At 71.8% G+C, this 16,680-nt stretch carries 17 protein-coding genes; 16 read left to right on the top strand and 1 reads right to left on the bottom strand.

From position 1 onward, the window contains the following. The first annotated feature begins 84 nt into the window (after nt 1-84). The gene (locus DEJ47_RS30330; protein ID WP_150173585.1) at nt 85-963 is read left to right on the top strand and encodes an NAD(P)H-binding protein; all 879 of its coding nucleotides are present in this window, start codon (nt 85-87) and stop codon (nt 961-963) included. 52 nt (nt 964-1,015) lie between these two features. On the opposite strand, the gene DEJ47_RS30325 is transcribed toward DEJ47_RS30330, so the two are convergent. After that, nucleotides 1,016-2,194 carry a YihY/virulence factor BrkB family protein gene (locus DEJ47_RS30325; RefSeq protein ID WP_150173583.1) on the bottom strand — a complete coding sequence of 393 codons (1,179 nt, stop codon included), beginning with the start codon at nt 2,192-2,194 and terminating at the stop codon, nt 1,016-1,018. A gap of 17 nt (nt 2,195-2,211) precedes the next feature. Here DEJ47_RS30325 and DEJ47_RS30320 point away from each other — a divergent pair, with 17 nt between their 5' ends. The 15 genes from DEJ47_RS30320 to DEJ47_RS30255 all read left to right on the top strand — a co-directional run bounded on the left by DEJ47_RS30320 (nt 2,212) and on the right by DEJ47_RS30255 (nt 16,597). Next, nucleotides 2,212-3,846 carry an acyl-CoA dehydrogenase family protein gene (locus DEJ47_RS30320; RefSeq protein ID WP_150173581.1) on the top strand — a complete coding sequence of 545 codons (1,635 nt, stop codon included), beginning with the start codon at nt 2,212-2,214 and terminating at the stop codon, nt 3,844-3,846. A 259-nt stretch (nt 3,847-4,105) separates the two neighbouring features. Then, complete coding sequence (locus tag DEJ47_RS30315) at nt 4,106-5,404, top strand: GAF domain-containing protein (protein ID WP_150175956.1); 1,299 nt, start codon at nt 4,106-4,108, stop codon at nt 5,402-5,404. Between the two features lie 5 nt (nt 5,405-5,409). Beyond that, complete coding sequence (locus tag DEJ47_RS30310; RefSeq protein ID WP_150173578.1) at nt 5,410-5,997, top strand: GNAT family N-acetyltransferase; 588 nt, start codon at nt 5,410-5,412, stop codon at nt 5,995-5,997. Between the two features lie 113 nt (nt 5,998-6,110). Continuing rightward, the gene (locus tag DEJ47_RS37550) at nt 6,111-6,194 is read left to right on the top strand and encodes a putative leader peptide (RefSeq protein ID WP_317850861.1); all 84 of its coding nucleotides are present in this window, start codon (nt 6,111-6,113) and stop codon (nt 6,192-6,194) included. Nucleotides 6,195-6,342: 148 nt separating this feature from the next. Beyond that, on the top strand, nt 6,343-8,040 hold the full coding sequence (locus DEJ47_RS30305; RefSeq protein ID WP_150173576.1) for a nitrite/sulfite reductase: 1,698 nt from the start codon (nt 6,343-6,345) through the stop codon (nt 8,038-8,040). Next, nucleotides 8,037-8,216: a hypothetical protein gene (locus DEJ47_RS30300; RefSeq protein ID WP_150173573.1), complete on the top strand. Its 180-nt coding sequence runs from the start codon at nt 8,037-8,039 to the stop codon at nt 8,214-8,216. Before DEJ47_RS30305 ends, DEJ47_RS30300 begins: the two co-directional genes overlap by 4 nt. Further along, the gene (locus DEJ47_RS30295; protein ID WP_150173570.1) at nt 8,213-8,926 is read left to right on the top strand and encodes a phosphoadenylyl-sulfate reductase; all 714 of its coding nucleotides are present in this window, start codon (nt 8,213-8,215) and stop codon (nt 8,924-8,926) included. Before DEJ47_RS30300 ends, DEJ47_RS30295 begins: the two co-directional genes overlap by 4 nt. After that, the gene (gene cysC, locus DEJ47_RS30290) at nt 8,926-9,540 is read left to right on the top strand and encodes an adenylyl-sulfate kinase (protein ID WP_150173568.1); all 615 of its coding nucleotides are present in this window, start codon (nt 8,926-8,928) and stop codon (nt 9,538-9,540) included. Before DEJ47_RS30295 ends, cysC begins: the two co-directional genes overlap by 1 nt. Then, complete coding sequence (gene cysD / locus DEJ47_RS30285) at nt 9,537-10,475, top strand: sulfate adenylyltransferase subunit CysD (protein WP_150173566.1); 939 nt, start codon at nt 9,537-9,539, stop codon at nt 10,473-10,475. The genes cysC and cysD overlap by 4 nt, the downstream gene beginning before the upstream one ends. A 2-nt stretch (nt 10,476-10,477) precedes the next feature. After that, nucleotides 10,478-11,845, top strand: coding sequence for a sulfate adenylyltransferase subunit 1 (locus DEJ47_RS30280; RefSeq protein ID WP_150173564.1), 1,368 nt, complete (start codon nt 10,478-10,480; stop codon nt 11,843-11,845). A 278-nt stretch (nt 11,846-12,123) separates the two neighbouring features. Continuing rightward, nucleotides 12,124-13,227 carry an aliphatic sulfonate ABC transporter substrate-binding protein gene (locus DEJ47_RS30275; protein WP_150173562.1) on the top strand — a complete coding sequence of 368 codons (1,104 nt, stop codon included), beginning with the start codon at nt 12,124-12,126 and terminating at the stop codon, nt 13,225-13,227. Nucleotides 13,228-13,267: 40 nt separating this feature from the next. Beyond that, nucleotides 13,268-14,059 (top strand): ABC transporter ATP-binding protein, encoded by a 792-nt coding sequence (locus DEJ47_RS30270; RefSeq protein WP_150173560.1) that lies wholly within the window; start codon nt 13,268-13,270, stop codon nt 14,057-14,059. Then, nucleotides 14,046-14,957 carry an ABC transporter permease gene (locus DEJ47_RS30265; protein WP_150173558.1) on the top strand — a complete coding sequence of 304 codons (912 nt, stop codon included), beginning with the start codon at nt 14,046-14,048 and terminating at the stop codon, nt 14,955-14,957. The genes DEJ47_RS30270 and DEJ47_RS30265 overlap by 14 nt, the downstream gene beginning before the upstream one ends. A 6-nt stretch (nt 14,958-14,963) precedes the next feature. After that, nucleotides 14,964-15,728, top strand: coding sequence for a sirohydrochlorin chelatase (locus tag DEJ47_RS30260; protein WP_150173556.1), 765 nt, complete (start codon nt 14,964-14,966; stop codon nt 15,726-15,728). Nucleotides 15,729-15,739: 11 nt separating this feature from the next. After that, on the top strand, nt 15,740-16,597 hold the full coding sequence (locus DEJ47_RS30255) for an SCO6745 family protein (protein ID WP_150173554.1): 858 nt from the start codon (nt 15,740-15,742) through the stop codon (nt 16,595-16,597). Nucleotides 16,598-16,680 lie beyond the last annotated feature (83 nt).

The raw sequence follows: 16,680 nt of genomic DNA, 5'->3' as shown, positions 1-16,680 counted from the left end.
GAGGGCGGACGCGTGGACGTACGCGTATGGCCGTGAGCTCCTCGGCGATGGTTCCCCGGCGGGCCCGGCAGTTGACTGAGGGCCATGACGACGAACACTGAGAACACGACCGCAGAGCACACGACGAGGACGACGGACACGGGCATGACCGTGCTGGTCACCGGGGCCACCGGGCGCGTGGGGCGCCGGGTCGTGGAGTCCGCCGAGGCGGCCGGGCTCACCGTGCGGGCCGCCTCGCGGAGCGGCACCGTGCGGTTCGACTGGACGGACCCGTCGACGTGGGCGGGCGCCCTGCGGGGCGCGGACGCCGCGCACCTCGCGTACCTGCCGGACGTGGGCGCGCCCGGCGCGGCCGGGACGGTCGGCGCGTTCGCCCGCGAGGCGGTGGCGGCGGGCGTACGGCGGCTGACGCTGCTGTCGGCGCGGGGCGAGGACCAGGCGCACGCGACCGAGCGGGCGGTACGGGACTCGGGGGCCGAGTGGACCGTCGTACGGGCCAGTTGGTTCGCGCAGAACCTCAGTGAGGGGCCGCTCCTCGACGCGATGCGGGGCGGGGAGCTGGTGTTCCCCGCAGGTGAGGTGCTCGAACCGTTCATCGACGCCCGCGACATCGGTGACGTGGTCGTGGCCGCGCTGACCGGCGGCGACCGGTTCACGGGCCGCACCCTCGACCTCACGGGTCCCCGGCTGCTTTCGTTCCGGCAGGCGGTGGCGGAGGTCGCGGCGGCGGCGGGGCGCGAGATGACGTACGTGCCGGTCTCCGCCCGCGAGTACGGCGCGGCGCTCGCCGGGTTCGGGGTGCCCGCCGAGGAGGTGGAGTTCCTGATCGAGCTGTTCGAGACGAACCTCGACGGCCGCAACGCGAGGTGCTCCGACGGGGTGCGGGAGGTGCTGGGCCGCGACCCGAGGGATTTCGCCGACTTCGCCGGGGAGCAGGCGGCGGCCGGCACCTGGAAGTGCTGACCTCACGCCCTCCGGGGCGGGAGTCCCGGGGCGCTGCCCCGGGCCCCGCTCCTCAATCGCCGGAGGGGCCGTTGTCCCCGGGACCCGTCCCGTTCCGCTTCGCGTGCTTCGGCTGTTTCGCCGGCGTCCGCAGCCGCGACGACACGTCGTCCGGCGGCAGGAACCGCGACCAGCGCTCGGGGAACTCGGACGGCATCTCGGGGTCGTCGGGGTCGTCGAGGTCCGCCATCGCCTCCCGCGCCGCGGCCGCGCGGGCCACCACCTCCGCGGCCTGCGCCTCCCTTATGCGGTCGTTCGCGGCGCGCGCCGCGGCCGTGGCGACGGACGGCCAGACCCGGTCGATGGCCGCGTTGACCGCGGCGCCGACCAGGACCGCGAACGCGGAGACGCCGATCCACAGCAGCACGGCGACGGGCGCCGCGAGCGAGCCGTAGATGGTGGGGCCCTCCACCGTGCTGGTGAGGTAGATGCGGAGCAGGAAGCTGCCGAGCACCCACATGGCGAGGGCGATCAGCGCGCCCGGCATGTCCTCCACCCACGGCGAACGCACCGGCACTGACACGTGATACAGCGTCGTGAGGAAGACGACGGAGAGGATGACGACGACCGGCCAGTACAAGATCTGGACGACCGTCGTCGAGCCCGGCAACAGGTTCACCACCGCGTCCGGGCCCGCCACCATCAGCGGCAGCGCCACCGACCCGATGAGCAGCGCCACGATGAACAGGCCGAAGGCGAGGATCCGGGTCTTGACGATGCCGCGGACGCCGTCGAGGCCGTACATCACGGTGATGGTGTCGATGAAGACGTTCACGGCGCGCGAGCCGGACCACAGGGCGAACAGGAAGCCGATGGAGATGACGTCGGGCCGGCTGACCCGCATCACGTCGTCCAGTATCGGTTCCGCGATCTGGTGGACGCCCCGGTCGGAGAGGACCGTGCGGGACGCCTCCAGGATGTTGTTCTGCACGCTGGCGATGGTGTCCGCGCCCGTCCACCGGTCGACGTACGCGAGCAGGCCGATGAGGCTCAGCAGCAGCGGCGGGACGGAGAGCAGCGTGAAGAAGGCCGCCTCGGCCGCGAGCCCCAGGATGCGGTACTCGATGCACGAGTTGACGGTGTCCTTGAGCAGCAGCCAGGCGGTCCTGCGCATGGAGACGTTCCGGTAGAGAGCGCGGGCCCGGTTCCAGCGGCCCGACGGCCGCCCGGGTGTTTCTTTTGCCTGGTGCACCTCCTTACCGTAGCGGCATGGCAGCCAGCACCCACACAGTGACCAACCAGGCTCCGCCCCTGGTGGGATATGACGTATTCACGTCCGACCGGGCCCTCGTGGAAGGGGTCGAGCGGCACCTCGATCCGGCGCTCCTCGATTCCGCCCGCGACGAGCTCTCGTTGCTCGGCCGGGCCGCGGGATCCGCCCAGGCGCAGAAGTGGGGAGATCTGGCGAACACGAATCCTCCGGTTCTGCACACGCACGACCGGTACGGCAACCGGATCGACGAGGTCGAGTTCCACCCGGCGTGGCACCGGCTGCTCGGCAAGGCGGTCTCCGCGGGCCTGACCGCCGCCTGGGCGCGGCCCGGCGGGCATCTGCGCCGGGCCGCCGGATTCCTGGTGTGGACGCAGGTCGAGGGCGGGCACGGCTGCCCGGTCTCGATGACGCACGCCGCGGTGCCCGCGCTCCGCGCCGACCCGGCGCTCGCCGCCGAGTGGGAGCCGCGCCTCACCTCGACCGTGTACGACGAGGGGCTGCGCCCGGCGTCCCGGAAGGCGGGCGCCGTCTTCGGGATGGGCATGACGGAGAAGCAGGGCGGCAGCGACGTACGGGCCAACACCACGCGCGCGCAGGCCCTCGCCGAGGAGGGGACGTACGCGCTCACGGGGCACAAGTGGTTCTGCTCCGCGCCCATGTCCGACGGGTTCCTGGTCCTCGCGCAGGCCGAACAGGGCCTGACGTGCTTCCTCGTGCCGCGGGTCCTTGAGGACGGCTCGCGGAACGTCTTCGCCATCCAGCGGCTCAAGGACAAACTGGGCAACAGGTCCAACGCGTCCAGCGAGGTCGAGTTCGACGGGACGTGGGCGCGGCGGGTCGGGGACGAGGGGCGCGGGGTGCGCACCATCATCGAGATGGTGGCGGCGACCCGACTGGACTGTGTGATCGGGTCGGCGGCGCTGATGCGGCAGGCCGTCGCTCAGGCGGTGCACCACGCCACGTACCGGGAGGCGTTCGGCGGCAGGCTCGTCGACAAGCCGCTCATGCGCAACGTACTGGCCGATCTGGCGCTGGAGTCGGAGGCCGCCACGACGCTGGCGCTGCGGCTGGCCGCGGCCTACGACGACGGGGGCGAGCAGGAGCAGGCGTTCCTGCGGCTCGCGGTGCCCGCGGCGAAGTACTGGGTGACCAAGCGCTGCACTCCACTGGCGGGTGAGGCGCTCGAATGCCTGGGCGGCAACGGTTACGTGGAGGATTCGGGCATGCCGCGGCTGCTGCGCGAGGCGCCGCTCAACTCCATCTGGGAGGGGTCGGGGAACGTCCAGGCGCTGGACGTGCTGCGGGCGCTGCAGCGGGAGCCGCGGGCCCTGAACGCGTTCCTCCAGGAGGTCGGGACGGCGCGCGGCGCGGACCACCGCCTGGACGCCGCGATCAAGGACCTGCTGACCGAACTGGCCGACCTGGAGGGCATCGAGGGGCGCGGGCGGCGGCTCGTGGAGCGGATGGCGCTGGTGCTCCAGGGCTCACTGCTTGTGCGGTACGCGCCTCCGGAGGTCGCCGACGCGTTCTGCGCCTCGCGGCTCGGCGGGGACTGGGGCGCGGCGTTCGGCACGCTGCCGCACAGTCTCGATCTGGCGTCGGTGGTGGAGCGGGCCGCTCCGGGCGTCTAGCGCCTGTGTCGGAATTCCTTGGCCGGCACGGGGGTGGTGCTGCGCCGACACGGCACCACCCCCGTCACACAGGCCCCTTGAGGAGCGTGCACACCGCACGGGCGGTGTTGCTGTCCAGATTCGGGCCCCGCCCGGCCCTTGGCCAGGGTTGCAGGAGGTTGCAACTCGCTCCCGGGAAGCCTCCGCAGGAGGCACGATGAAGGGGCGCCCGCACGCGCTCCCGCACGCCCCCGGTCTGGCCGGAAAGGACCCCGTGGTCATGAACGCCCCGTCGACGATCGACCTCGCGCGGCTCTCCGCCATGGACCGCGCGCACGCCGCGCTCGTCTTGAAGGGGGTGCGCGACGCCATGCTGTCCGGGGAGCGGCCGAGGGTTCTGCCGCGGCCGGTGATCGGCGACTCGTGGGGGCGGATGATTCTCCGCGGCGTCGATCCGGACCGCGACGTCCGGTCGCGGCTGCTGAGCGAGGAGGAGCTGGAGGAGCGCCGCCGCGCCTCGCCGCTCCGGGAGATCCTGCCCGTCCTGCGCGACGCGCTGGTGTCCGTGGCGGACGCGGCGCAGCACATCGTGGTCGTCAGCGACGCGGACGGGCGTGTGCTGTGGCGCGAGGGCAGTGCCGCCGTGCTGCGCAAGGCGGACTCGCTCGGGTTCGAGCCGGGCGCGGACTGGAGCGAGGAGGTCGTGGGCACGAACGGCATAGGGACGCCACTGGTGGTACGCCGCCCCGTGCAGGTGTTCTCCGCCGAGCACTTCGTGCAGACCCACCATTCGTGGACGTGCGCGGGCGCCCCGGTGACCGATCCGCGGGACGGCAGGCTCCTCGGCGTGGTCGACGTCAGCGGTCCGCTGCGGACCATCCATCCCGCGACGCTCGCTCTGGTCGACTCGGTCGCCAAGCTCGGGGAGGCGCGGCTTCGGGACCGCCATGTGACGGCGCTCGACCGGCTGCGCGCGGTGGCGGCTCCGGTCCTCGCGCGGCTCGACGGGCGGGCGCTCGCGGTCGACGTGCACGGGTGGACGGCCGCGGTGACGGGCATGCCCCCGGCGGACCGCCTCACGCTCCCCAAGTCCTTCGGCGCGGGCCGCACCTGGCTGCCGTCGCTGGGCCCGTGCCTGGTGGAGCCGCTGCCCGGCGGATGGCTGCTGCGCCCGGAGGACCCGGGTGACGTGCCGCGGCCGGTCGCCGCGACCCGGCTCGTCCTGGACGTGAGCAGTCCGCGCCGGTGGACGCTCTCGGTGCTCGGCGGCGCCCATGACTGGACGCACGAGCTGAGCCCGCGCCACGCCGAGCTCCTCTATCTCCTCTGTACGTACCGCACGGGACGCACCGCTTCGGGGCTCGCCGAGGACATGTTCGGCGACCCGGCGCGCACGGTGACGGTGCGCGCGGAGCTCTCCCGTGTACGGCGCTATCTGGGCGGTCTTCTCGCCCACCGCCCCTACCGCTTCCACGAGGACGTGGACGTCGACGTGATCATGCCCGAGCGTCCGGCGGACCTACTGCCGCACTCGATGGCGCCCGCGGTGCGCGCGGCGCGACGGCGCATGATTCTCTGAGCCCCATGAGCATCACTGTCACCACCTGGTCCCTCGAACAGACCTCTCCGGCCGACCTGCGCCCGGCCGCCGCGCCCGACGGGGACGTCCGGATCGTGCGCGCCGAGGTCCCCTCGCCCGAGTTCAGCCGTTTTCTGTACTCATCCGTCGGCGGGGACATCCGCTGGTCCGACCGGCTCTCCCTCACGTACGCGGAGTGGCAGAAGCTCCTCGACCGGCCGGGTGTGGAGACGTGGGTCGCCTACGAGAAGGGGACGCCGGCGGGGTACGTGGAGCTGGCGGCGCGCGGCGAGAACGGGGACGCGGCGGAGGGCGTCGTGGAGATCGTCTACTTCGGACTGATCCCCGCCTTCCGGGGGCGCCGCATCGGCGGGCACCTCCTCTCGTACGCCGTCGCGCGCGCCTGGGACCTGGCCGAGCGGTGGCCCGGGCTCGCGCCGACCGAGAGGGTCTGGCTGCACACGTGCTCCAAGGACGGTGAGCACGCCATGGACAACTACCGGCGGCGCGGATTCCGGCTCTTCGACACGAAGGTCGAGGAGGAGGCGGACGTGCCGACTCCGGGCCCTTGGCCGGGGGCCGACCGCGACTGAACCGTCCGCGCGCCGCTGTGACCGACGACACCCTTGTCCACGATACGGGACAAGGGTGTCCGCATTCTGGATAATGCTGGACTGGGTCGAAAGTCCCGTGACACGCTTCCGGCATGGATCGCACTGGAAACGCCTTGGTGAGTCGACGTCACGTCGACCTCGGCCGCATGTCCAGCGCCATGTGTCCGGCTCGCTGATCGATTCAGCACAGCCGCTCCCCCTCCCCTGAACCCCCTCCCTGCGCAGCGCCGCGCGCACGTCCCCGCATGCGTCCACCGTGCGCGGTCACGTGCCGATTTCGCAGGTCAGAGCACGCATTCCCGCTGCCCCGAAGGACGTACCGCCATGGCCGCCACGCCAGAGAAGCCTGCCCCAGCAACGCCACGCCGCAAGGTGAGCCGTCACCGCGGCGAGGGTCAGTGGGCCGTCGGTCACTTCACGCCGCTCAACGGGAACGAGCAGTTCAAGAAGGACGACGACGGTCTCAATGTGCGGACACGTATTGAGACGATCTACTCGAAGCGTGGTTTCGACTCCATCGACCCGAACGACCTCCGCGGCCGTATGCGCTGGTGGGGGCTGTACACCCAGCGCAAGCCCGGGATCGACGGCGGCAAGACCGCGGTTCTCGCGCCGGAGGAGCTGGACGACGAGTACTTCATGCTCCGCGTCCGCGTCGACGGCGGACGGCTGACCACCGAGCAGCTGCGCGTGATCGGCGAGGTGTCCCAGGAGTTCGCGCGCGGCACCGCCGACCTCACCGACCGCCAGAACATCCAGTACCACTGGATCCGCATCGAGGACGTCCCCGAGATCTGGCGCCGCCTCGAAGCCGTCGGCCTCTCGACCACCGAGGCGTGCGGTGACACGCCCCGCGTCATCCTCGGCTCCCCCGTGGCGGGTGTCGCCGAGAACGAGATCATCGACGGCTCCCCCGCCATCGACGAGATCCAGCGCCGCTTCATCGGCAACCCCGAGTTCTCGAACCTGCCCCGCAAGTTCAAGACCGCGATCTCCGGGTCGCCGCAGCTCGACGTCGCCCACGAGATCAACGACGTCGCCTTCGTCGGCGTGCACCACCCCGAACACGGCCCCGGCTTCGACCTCTGGGTCGGCGGCGGCCTCTCCACCAACCCCAAGCTCGGCGTGCGCCTCGGCACCTGGGTCGCGCTCGACGACGTTCCGGACGTGTTCGGCGGCGTCATCGGGATCTTCCGCGACTACGGCTACCGGCGCCTGCGCAACCGCGCCCGCCTGAAGTTCCTCGTCGCCGACTGGGGCCCGGAGAAGTTCCGGCAGGTCCTGGAGGACGAGTACCTCCAGCGGAAGCTGGTCGACGGGCCCGCCCCCGAGCAGCCCGCGGGCACCTGGCGCGACCACCTCGGCGTCCACCGGCAGAAGGACGGCCGCTTCTACGTCGGCTTCGCGCCCCGCGTCGGACGCGTCCACGGCACCACCCTCACGAAGATCGCCGAGGTCGCCGAGGCCCACGGCTCGGGCCGGCTTCGCACCACCGCCGAGCAGAAGATGATCGTGCTCGACGTCGAGCAGGACCAGATCGACTCGCTCGTCTCCGCACTCGAAGCCCTCGACCTGCGGGTCAACGCCTCGCCGTTCCGGCGCGGCACCATGGCCTGCACCGGCATCGAGTTCTGCAAGCTCGCCATCGTCGAGACGAAGGCACGCGGCGCCTCGCTCATCGACGAACTGGAGCGCCGCATCCCGGAGTTCGACGAGCCGATCACCATCAACATCAACGGCTGCCCCAACGCCTGCGCCCGCATCCAGGTCGCCGACATCGGCCTCAAGGGCCAGCTCATGCTCGACGACCAGGGCAACCAGGTCGAGGGCTACCAGGTGCACCTGGGCGGCGCCCTCGGGCTCGACGCAGGCTTCGGCCGCAAGGTCCGCGGACTGAAGGTCACCGCCACCGAGCTCCCCGACTACGTGGAGCGGGTCCTCAAGCGCTTCCAGGAGCAGCGCGAGGACGGCGAGCGCTTCGCCACGTGGACCGCCCGCGCACCCGAGGAGGCCCTCAAGTGAGCGAGCGTGCCGCCCCGTTCCACTGCCCCTACTGCGCCGACGAGGACCTGCGCCCCCACGAGGCCGGACACGGCGCGTGGGAATGCGGGGCCTGCAACCGGGCCTTTCAGCTGAAGTTCCTCGGGCTGCTCGCCCGGGGTGTTCAGCCCACCAGCAGTGGAGAGAGCCAGATATGACGACCGCTCAGGACCAGAAGGCGCGCACCGACGACGAGTTGAAGGCACTCGCCGAGCAGGCCGGGCGCGACCTGGAGGACGCCTCAGCCCTGGAGATCCTCCAATGGGCCGCCGACACCTTCGGGGCACGCTTCTGCGTGACCTCCTCGATGGAGGACGCGGTCGTCGCCCACCTCGCCTCGCGCGCCAGGCCCGGCGTCGATGTCGTGTTCCTGGACACCGGCTATCACTTCCCGGAGACCATCGGCACCCGTGACGCCGTCGAGGCCGTCATGGACGTCAACGTCATCACCTTGACGCCCCGCCAGTCCGTGGCGGAACAGGACGCGGTGTACGGCGCGAAGCTCCACGACCGCAACCCCGACCTGTGCTGCAGGCTGCGGAAGGTCCAGCCCCTGGAGGAGGGCCTCGCCGGGTACACCGCGTGGGCCACCGGGCTGCGCCGCGACGACTCGCCGAGCCGCGCGAACACCCCGGTCGTCGGCTGGGACGAGAAGCGCGGCAAGGTCAAGATCTCGCCGATCGCCCGCTGGACCCAGGACGACGTCGACGCGTACGTCACCGAGCACGGCGTCCTCACCAACCCGCTCCTGATGGACGGCTACGGCTCGGTGGGCTGCGCCCCCTGCACCCGCCGCCTCCTGGAGGGCGAGGACGCGCGCGCAGGCCGCTGGGCCGGCAACGCCAAGACCGAGTGCGGGATCCACTGATGGCCGCGCGGCAGACGCAGCAGCGGACACAGACGACACAGCCGCAGCCCCCGCAGCAACAGACCCGGGAGAACCACGTGACGACCGGAGCCACCGTCTGGCTCACCGGCCTGCCCAGCGCCGGCAAGACCACCATCGCGTACGAACTGGCGGGCCTACTGCGGTCGGAGGGACACCGCGTGGAGGTCCTCGACGGCGACGAGATCCGCGAGTTCCTCTCGGCGGGCCTCGGCTTCAGCCGCGAGGACCGGCACACCAACGTGCAGCGCATCGGCTTCGTCGCCGAACTCCTCGCGCGCAACGGTGTGCTGGCCCTGGTGCCGGTGATCGCGCCGTTCGCCGACAGCCGCGAGGCGGTGCGCAAGCGCCACCAGGCCGGGGGCACCGCGTACCTGGAGGTGCACGTCGCGACACCGGTCGAGGTCTGCTCCGTACGCGACGTGAAGGGCCTGTACGCGAAGCAGGCGGCGGGTGAGATCTCCGGGCTCACCGGGGTCGACGACCCCTACGAGGCGCCGGAGTCGCCCGATCTGCGCATCGAGTCGCAGGACCAGACCGTGCAGGAGTCAGCGGCGGCGGTTCACGCGCTGCTCAGCGAAAGGGGTCTCGCATGACGACCGTCGCGAAAGTGACCGACGAGGGCACCGACAGCCCGTACGCGCTCAGCCACCTGGACGCGCTGGAGTCGGAGGCGGTGCACATCTTCCGCGAGGTGGCGGGTGAGTTCGAGAACCCGGTGATCCTGTTCTCCGGCGGCAAGGACTCGATCGTGATGCTGCACCTGGCGCTGAAGGCGTTCGCCCCCGCGGCGATCCCCTTCTCGCTGCTGCACGTCGACACGGGACACAACTTCCCCGAGGTGCTGGAGTACCGCGACCGCGTCGTCGCCGAACACGGGCTGCGGCTGCATGTCGCCTCCGTGCAGGACTACATCGACCGCGGAGTGCTGCGCGAGCGCCCGGACGGCACCCGCAACCCCCTCCAGACGCTGCCGCTGACGGAGAAGATCCAGAGCGAGCGGTTCGACGCCGTGTTCGGCGGCGGGCGCCGGGACGAGGAGAAGGCGCGGGCGAAGGAGCGGGTGTTCTCGCTGCGCGACGAGTTCTCGCAGTGGGACCCGCGCCGCCAGCGCCCCGAACTGTGGCAGCTCTACAACGGCCGCCACGCGCCCGGCGAGCACGTCCGCGTCTTCCCTCTCTCCAACTGGACCGAGCTGGACGTGTGGCAGTACATCGCCCGCGAGGACATCGAGCTGCCCGGGATCTACTTCGCCCACGAGCGCGAGGTGTTCGAGCGGGCGGGGATGTGGCTGACGGCGGGTGAGTGGGGCGGGCCGAAGGCGGGTGAGACGGTCGAGACGCGGCTGGTGCGGTACCGCACGGTCGGTGACATGTCCTGCACCGGCGCCGTCGACTCCGACGCGACGACGCTGGACGCCGTCATCACCGAGATCGCCGCGTCCCGGCTCACCGAGCGCGGCGCGACCCGCGCCGACGACAAGATGTCCGAGGCCGCGATGGAAGACCGCAAGCGCGAGGGGTACTTCTAACCATGAGCAACAGCACCGCCGAGCCGGTCAAGCCGCTCTCCACCGAGCAGCTGTCGGCCACCACCCTGCTGCGGTTCGCCACCGCCGGTTCCGTCGACGACGGCAAGTCCACCCTCGTGGGCCGCCTTCTCCACGACTCCAAGTCGGTCCTCACCGACCAGCTGGAGGCCGTGGAGCGCGTCTCCGCGAGCCGTGGCGCCGACGCCCCCGATCTCGCCCTCCTCACCGACGGGCTGCGCGCGGAGCGGGAGCAGGGCATCACCATCGACGTGGCGTACCGCTACTTCGCCACGGCCCGGCGCCGGTTCATCCTGGCCGACACCCCCGGCCACGTGCAGTACACCCGGAACATGGTCACCGGCGCCTCCACCGCGGACCTCGCCGTCGTCCTCGTCGACGCCCGCAACGGCGTCATCGAGCAGACCCGCAGGCACGCCGCGGTCGCCGCGCTGCTCCGCGTCCCGCACGTCGTCCTCGCCGTCAACAAGATGGACCTCGTCGCCTACGACGAGACCGTCTTCGCGAAGATCGCCGAGGAGTTCACCGCGTACGCCGGCGAACTCGGCGTACCGGAGATCACCGCGATCCCGATCTCCGCGCTGGCCGGGGACAACGTGGTGGAGCCGTCCTCCAACATGGACTGGTACGGCGGCCCCACCGTCCTGGAACACCTGGAGACCGTGCCGGTCAGCCACGACCTCGCCACCTGCCACGCGCGGCTGCCCGTGCAGTACGTGATCCGTCCGCAGACCGCCGAGCACCCCGACTACCGCGGCTACGCGGGCCAGATCGCGGCCGGTGCCTTCCGGGTCGGCGAGTCCGTGACGGTCCTGCCCTCGGGCCGCACCTCCAAGGTCGCCGGGATCGACCTGCTGGGGCAGCCGGTGGACGTGGCGTGGACGCCGCAGTCCGTCACGCTGCTCCTGGAGGACGACATCGACATCTCACGCGGCGACCTGATCGTGCCGAGCGGCGACGCCCCCGCGACCACGCAGGACGTCGAGGCGACCGTCTGCCACGTCGCGGACACCGCGCTCTCCGTCGGCCAGCGGGTGCTGCTCAAGCACACCACCCGCACGGTCAAGGCCATCGTCAAGGAGATCCCGTCGCGGCTCACCCTCGACGACCTCTCCCAGCACCCGGAGCCCGGCCGGCTCGTCGCCAACGACATCGGCCGGGTCAGGATCCGCACCGCCGAGCCGCTCGCCCTCGACTCCTACGCGGACTCGCGCCGCACCGGCTCCTTCCTGCTGATCGACCCGTCGGACGGCACGACGCTCGCGGCCGGCATGGCGGGCGACGCGTTCGCCACACCCGCCGACGAGGCGGCGCAGGCCGGTGCCGCGGACGACGAGGGCTGGGACTTCTGACATGACCTACGTCGACGTATACGCGACGTTCGCGAAAGAGGGCGGACGCATCGGCAGCGGCGCCCTCGGCAGCGGACAGGGCGGGGTCGCGCGATGTGCGGAGTAAGGCCTCCGGCGGGAACGCGGCGCGCGCACCACGTGTGCGCCCCCGTTCTCCCCGTATCCGCGGCACCCGCAGCACCCGCGCCCCGTGCGCGGCCACCACACAGACGAAGACCAGCCGATCTCCCGGCCACGACCTGACGGCGTGCGCCGGGCCGACGAGGGGACCACTTCCCGTGCCTGCTCCACGTACCCGACTCGCCGCACTCGCGGCGCTGCCCCTCCTCGCCCTGGCGCTCGGCGCCTGCGGTTACGGCTCCGAGGCCTCCGACGAGGACGGCAAGTCCAAGGTCGCCGAGGGTGCGAAGAAGATCGAAGACCTGGACAGCGTGAAGATCGGGTACTTCCCGAACCTCACCCACGCCACCGCCCTGGTCGGCAACCAGGAAGGCCTGTTCCAGAAAGAGCTCGGCGGCACCGAGGCAAAGTACGCGCAGTTCAACGCGGGCCCCTCGGAGATCGAGGCGCTGAACGCGGGGTCGATCGACATCGGCTGGATCGGCCCGTCCCCGGCCATCAACGGATTCACCAAGTCGCAGGGCAAGAACCTGCGCATCATCGGCGGTTCGGCGTCCGGCGGCGTGAAGCTCGTCGTGAACCCGAAGAAGATCAAGTCCCTGGACGACGTCAAGGGCAAGAAGATCGCGACGCCGCAGCTCGGCAACACCCAGGACGTGGCGTTCCTCAACTGGATCGCCGAGCGGGGCTGGAAGGTCGACGCGCAGAGCGGCAAGGGTGACGTGTCGGTGATCCGCAGCGACAACAAGGTCACCCCCGACGCCTACAAGTCCGGTTCCCTGGACGGGGCTTGGGTGCCGGAGCCGACCGCGTCGAAGCTGGTCGCCGAGGGCGGCAAGGTGCTGCTCGACGAGGCCGACCTGTGGCCGGGCAAGAAGTTCGTGATCACCAACATCATCGTGCGGCAGGAGTTCCTGAAGGAGCACCCGAAGGTCGTCGAGGCCGTGCTGCGCGGCGCCGTGAAGACCAACGCGTGGATCGCGGAGAACCCGGAGAAGGCCAAGGCCGCCGCGAACGCGCGGCTCAAGGCGGACGCCGGGAAGCCGCTGCCCGCCGAGGTGCTCGACCCGGCGTGGAAGTCGATCCAGACCACGAACGACCCGCTGGCCGCGACGCTCGAGGCCGAGGCGGACCACGCGGTCAAGGCCGGTCTCCTGGAGAAGCCCGACCTCAAGGGCATCTACGACCTCGGTCCGCTGAACAAGGTCCTCAAGGCCGAGGGCGAGTCCCCGGTCGTCGACGCCGGTCTCGGCGTCAAGTAACCCGGCAGACGACGTTCCCAGCTCCCAGGAGGTGACGACCATGGCCACGACCCTCGCCAAGGCCGCGGAGGACACCCGCACCACGGCCGAGCACGCCGCACGGATCGAGCACGTCTCGAAGTCGTTCGGCGGCCCCGCCGGACCCCAGCTGGTCCTGGACGACATCACGCTCGATGTCGCGCCGGGCGAGTTCGTCACCCTCCTGGGAGCCTCGGGCTGCGGCAAGTCGACGCTGCTCAACCTGGTGGCCGGGCTCGACGAGCCGTCCGCGGGCACGATCTCGACGGACGGCCGCCCCGCCCTGATGTTCCAGGAGCACGCGCTGTTCCCGTGGCTGACCGCGGGCAAGAACATCGAACTCGCCCTGAAGATGCGCGGCGTGCCGAAGGCGGAGCGCCGCCCGAAGGCCGAGGAGCTCCTCGGCCTCGTCCGGCTGCAGGGCGCGTACGGCAAGCGGGTGCACGAGCTGTCCGGCGGCATGCGCCAGCGGGTCGCGCTGGCCCGCGCGCTCGCCCAGGACAGCAGGCTCCTGCTGATGGACGAGCCGTTCGCGGCGCTCGACGCGATCACCCGTGACGTCCTGCACGACGAGCTGACCCGCATCTGGCGCGAGACGAACGTCTCCGTCCTCTTCGTCACGCACAACGTGCGCGAGGCCGTGCGCCTCGCGCAGCGTGTCGTGCTCCTCTCGTCGCGCCCCGGCCGGGTGGCGCACGAGTGGCGGGTCGACATCCCGCACCCGCGCCGCATCGAGGACACCGCCGTGGCGGAACTGTCCGTCGAGATCACCGAACAACTGCGTGGGGAGATCCGCCGCCATGGCCAGCACTGACACTTCGACCGGCCCGGTCAAGGAGTCCGGCGACAGCCAGGACCTCGCCGGCCTGGAGGCGGGCCTCGACGCGCTGGAGTCGCACGCGGGCCCCACCCGTACGCCCGTGCGCCAGGTCCTGGTGCAGAAGGTGGTGCCGCCGGTCACCGCGGTGCTGCTGGTGCTGCTCGTCTGGCAGGCGCTCGTCTCCTTCGACATCGTCGACGACCCCTCCAAGCTGCCCCCGCCGTCCGCGGTGTGGGACGAGGTCCACGAGGCGTGGCTGCAGGGCAACCTCCTCGACTACATCTGGACGTCCGTCTCGCGCGGGCTGCTCGGCTTCCTGTTCGCCCTGGTCATCGGCACGCCGCTCGGTCTGATCGTGGCGCGGGTGCGGTTCGTGCGGGCGGCGATCGGACCGATCCTGTCCGGTCTGCAGTCGCTGCCCTCGGTGGCGTGGGTGCCGCCGGCGGTGATCTGGCTGGGCCTGGACAACTCGATGATGTACGCGGTGATCCTGCTGGGCGCGGTCCCGTCCATCGCCAACGGTCTGGTGTCCGGCGTCGACCAGGTGCCGCCGCTGTTCCTGCGCGCGGGCCGCACGCTCGGCGCGACGGGCCTGCGGCACACCTGGCACATCGTGCTCCCCGCGGCGTTGCCCGGCTATCTCGCGGGGCTCAAGCAGGGCTGGGCGTTCTCCTGGCGCTCGCTCATGGCCGCGGAGATCATCGCGTCCTCGCCCGACCTCGGCGTGGGCCTCGGCAGCCTCCTGGAGAACGGCCGCAACGCCAGCTCCATGTCGATGGTCTTCCTCGCCATCTTCCTCATCCTCATCGTCGGCATCGCCATCGACCTGCTGATCTTCAGCCCGCTGGAGCGGCGCGTCCTGCGCAGCCGCGGTCTCCTCGCGAGGAGCTGAACCGCCGTGCACCGTCCCGTCCTTCTCGTCGTCGCCCACGGCAGCCGTGACCCGCGGCACGCCTCGACCGTGCGCGCGCTCGTGCGCCGAGTGCGGTCGCTGCGTCCGGGACTGCGGGTGGAGACAGGCTTCCTCGACTTCGACACCCCGACCGTCTCCGGCGTCCTTGAACGGCTCGCCGCGGAGGGCGTGCGGGACGTCGTGGCGCAGCCGCTGCTGCTGACCCGCGCGTTCCACGCGAAGACGGACATCCCCGCGGTGCTGCGGGAGGCGCCCGCCGCGCTGCGCGTCCGGCAGGCGGCGGTGCTCGGCCCCTCGCCGCTGCTCGTCTCCGCGCTGGAGCGGCGCCTGTACGAGGCGGGGCTCGACCCCGCCGACAAGTCCTCGACCGGGGTCGTGCTGGCCTCGGCGGGGTCGTCGGACCCGGAGGCGATCGCAGTGATCGCTGACATCGCGCGGGAGTGGCGGCGTACCGGTTGGTGCGCCGTGCGGCCTGCGTTCGCCTCCGCTTCGCTGCCGCGCACGGAGGACGCCGTGCGCGCGCTGCGGGACGTGGACGGGGTGCGGCGGGTCGCCGTCGCCCCCTACGTCCTGGCCCCCGGCTTCCTGCCGGACCGGATCGCGCGGGGCGCCGCCGGAGCCGACGTGCTGGCCGACGTCCTCGGTCCCGCTCCGGAAGTGGCGCGTCTGCTGGTGCGGCGCTACGACGAGGCGTATGCGCCCGGCACGTGCCCTGTTGCTCCCCTGGCGCGGATTCCCGCTCTGGCCTAGCTTGTGGGTTCATGACCCCGAGCCGATCCCGCACGCTGTGGCTGCGCACCGAACCCCTGCACGCGGTGGTCTACTTCGAGGAACGCTGCCGCGGCCTCGGCAGGGCCGTCGGCCTCAAGGGCTTCTGGATGGGGTACTTCGCGGCGCGTACCGCGCCGATGGGGCGGGTCGGGGCGGGGGTGGCCACGGCGGCACTCGGTGTCTTCGCGCCGAACATGGTGGCGCGGTCCCTGCCGTCGGCGTGGGAGTACGCGTCGCCGGACCGGGTCATCGAGGAGCGCGCCCGCCTGACGGCCGGCGCGCTGCGCCAACTGGTGCCGCACGTCGAGGCGTTGGCGGCCAAGGTGAATGATCCGCTTCTCGCGATGGTGGAGGACGCGCCGTCACTCGCCCGTCCGCTGTTCGCCGCCAACCGCGACCTGGTGCACCGCTCGGATCCGGTCGAGCGCCTGTGGCAACTGGCGACATGTGTACGTGAGTTCCGTGGCGACGCACATGTCGCGGTCCTCGCCGACCACGGCCTGGACGCCCGCGAGAGCCTCGTCCTCGCGGCGGCGACGGACCGCGTGGAGCCGGCGGGCATCCGCCAGGACCGGGGCTGGACGGAGGAGGAGTGGGCGTCCTCCGTGGACCGCATGCGCGTCCTGGGGCTGCTCGACACGTCCGGCCACGTCACGGAACACGGGGTGACGAAGCGGGAGCTGATAGAGGAGGACACGGACCGCCTCGCGTCCCGCCTGCTCCGCCCCCTGGCCCGCGGCGAGACGGACGCCCTCCTCACCGCCCTGGCCCCGGCAACCCGCCGCATCCTGGACTCGGACGTCCTGCCGTTCCCGAACCCGATCGGGCTGCCGCGGGTCGCGGGCTGAGCGGGACCACCCGCGGGCACGGCTGAGCCGGTCGCCGCGGGCGGCTGCCGGAGCGTGACCGCCGCGGGCGCGGGGTGGACCGG

This window comes from Streptomyces venezuelae, from assembly GCF_008642355.1.
Classification (GTDB): domain Bacteria; phylum Actinomycetota; class Actinomycetes; order Streptomycetales; family Streptomycetaceae; genus Streptomyces; species Streptomyces venezuelae_B.
The sequence above is the reverse complement of the archived record's forward strand: the minus strand, read 5'-3'. Positions and strand labels throughout refer to the sequence as shown.

Coding starts and splice junctions, on each gene's coding strand:
- DEJ47_RS30330 (WP_150173585.1), top strand. CDS start 85: ATGACGACGAACACTGAGAACACGACCGCAGAGCACACGACGAGGACG.
- DEJ47_RS30320 (WP_150173581.1), top strand. CDS start 2,212: ATGGCAGCCAGCACCCACACAGTGACCAACCAGGCTCCGCCCCTGGTG.
- DEJ47_RS30315 (WP_150175956.1), top strand. CDS start 4,106: ATGAACGCCCCGTCGACGATCGACCTCGCGCGGCTCTCCGCCATGGAC.
- DEJ47_RS30310 (WP_150173578.1), top strand. CDS start 5,410: ATGAGCATCACTGTCACCACCTGGTCCCTCGAACAGACCTCTCCGGCC.
- DEJ47_RS37550 (WP_317850861.1), top strand. CDS start 6,111: ATGGATCGCACTGGAAACGCCTTGGTGAGTCGACGTCACGTCGACCTC.
- DEJ47_RS30305 (WP_150173576.1), top strand. CDS start 6,343: ATGGCCGCCACGCCAGAGAAGCCTGCCCCAGCAACGCCACGCCGCAAG.
- DEJ47_RS30295 (WP_150173570.1), top strand. CDS start 8,213: ATGACGACCGCTCAGGACCAGAAGGCGCGCACCGACGACGAGTTGAAG.
- cysC (WP_150173568.1), top strand. CDS start 8,926: ATGGCCGCGCGGCAGACGCAGCAGCGGACACAGACGACACAGCCGCAG.
- cysD (WP_150173566.1), top strand. CDS start 9,537: ATGACGACCGTCGCGAAAGTGACCGACGAGGGCACCGACAGCCCGTAC.
- DEJ47_RS30280 (WP_150173564.1), top strand. CDS start 10,478: ATGAGCAACAGCACCGCCGAGCCGGTCAAGCCGCTCTCCACCGAGCAG.
- DEJ47_RS30270 (WP_150173560.1), top strand. CDS start 13,268: ATGGCCACGACCCTCGCCAAGGCCGCGGAGGACACCCGCACCACGGCC.
- DEJ47_RS30265 (WP_150173558.1), top strand. CDS start 14,046: ATGGCCAGCACTGACACTTCGACCGGCCCGGTCAAGGAGTCCGGCGAC.
- DEJ47_RS30255 (WP_150173554.1), top strand. CDS start 15,740: ATGACCCCGAGCCGATCCCGCACGCTGTGGCTGCGCACCGAACCCCTG.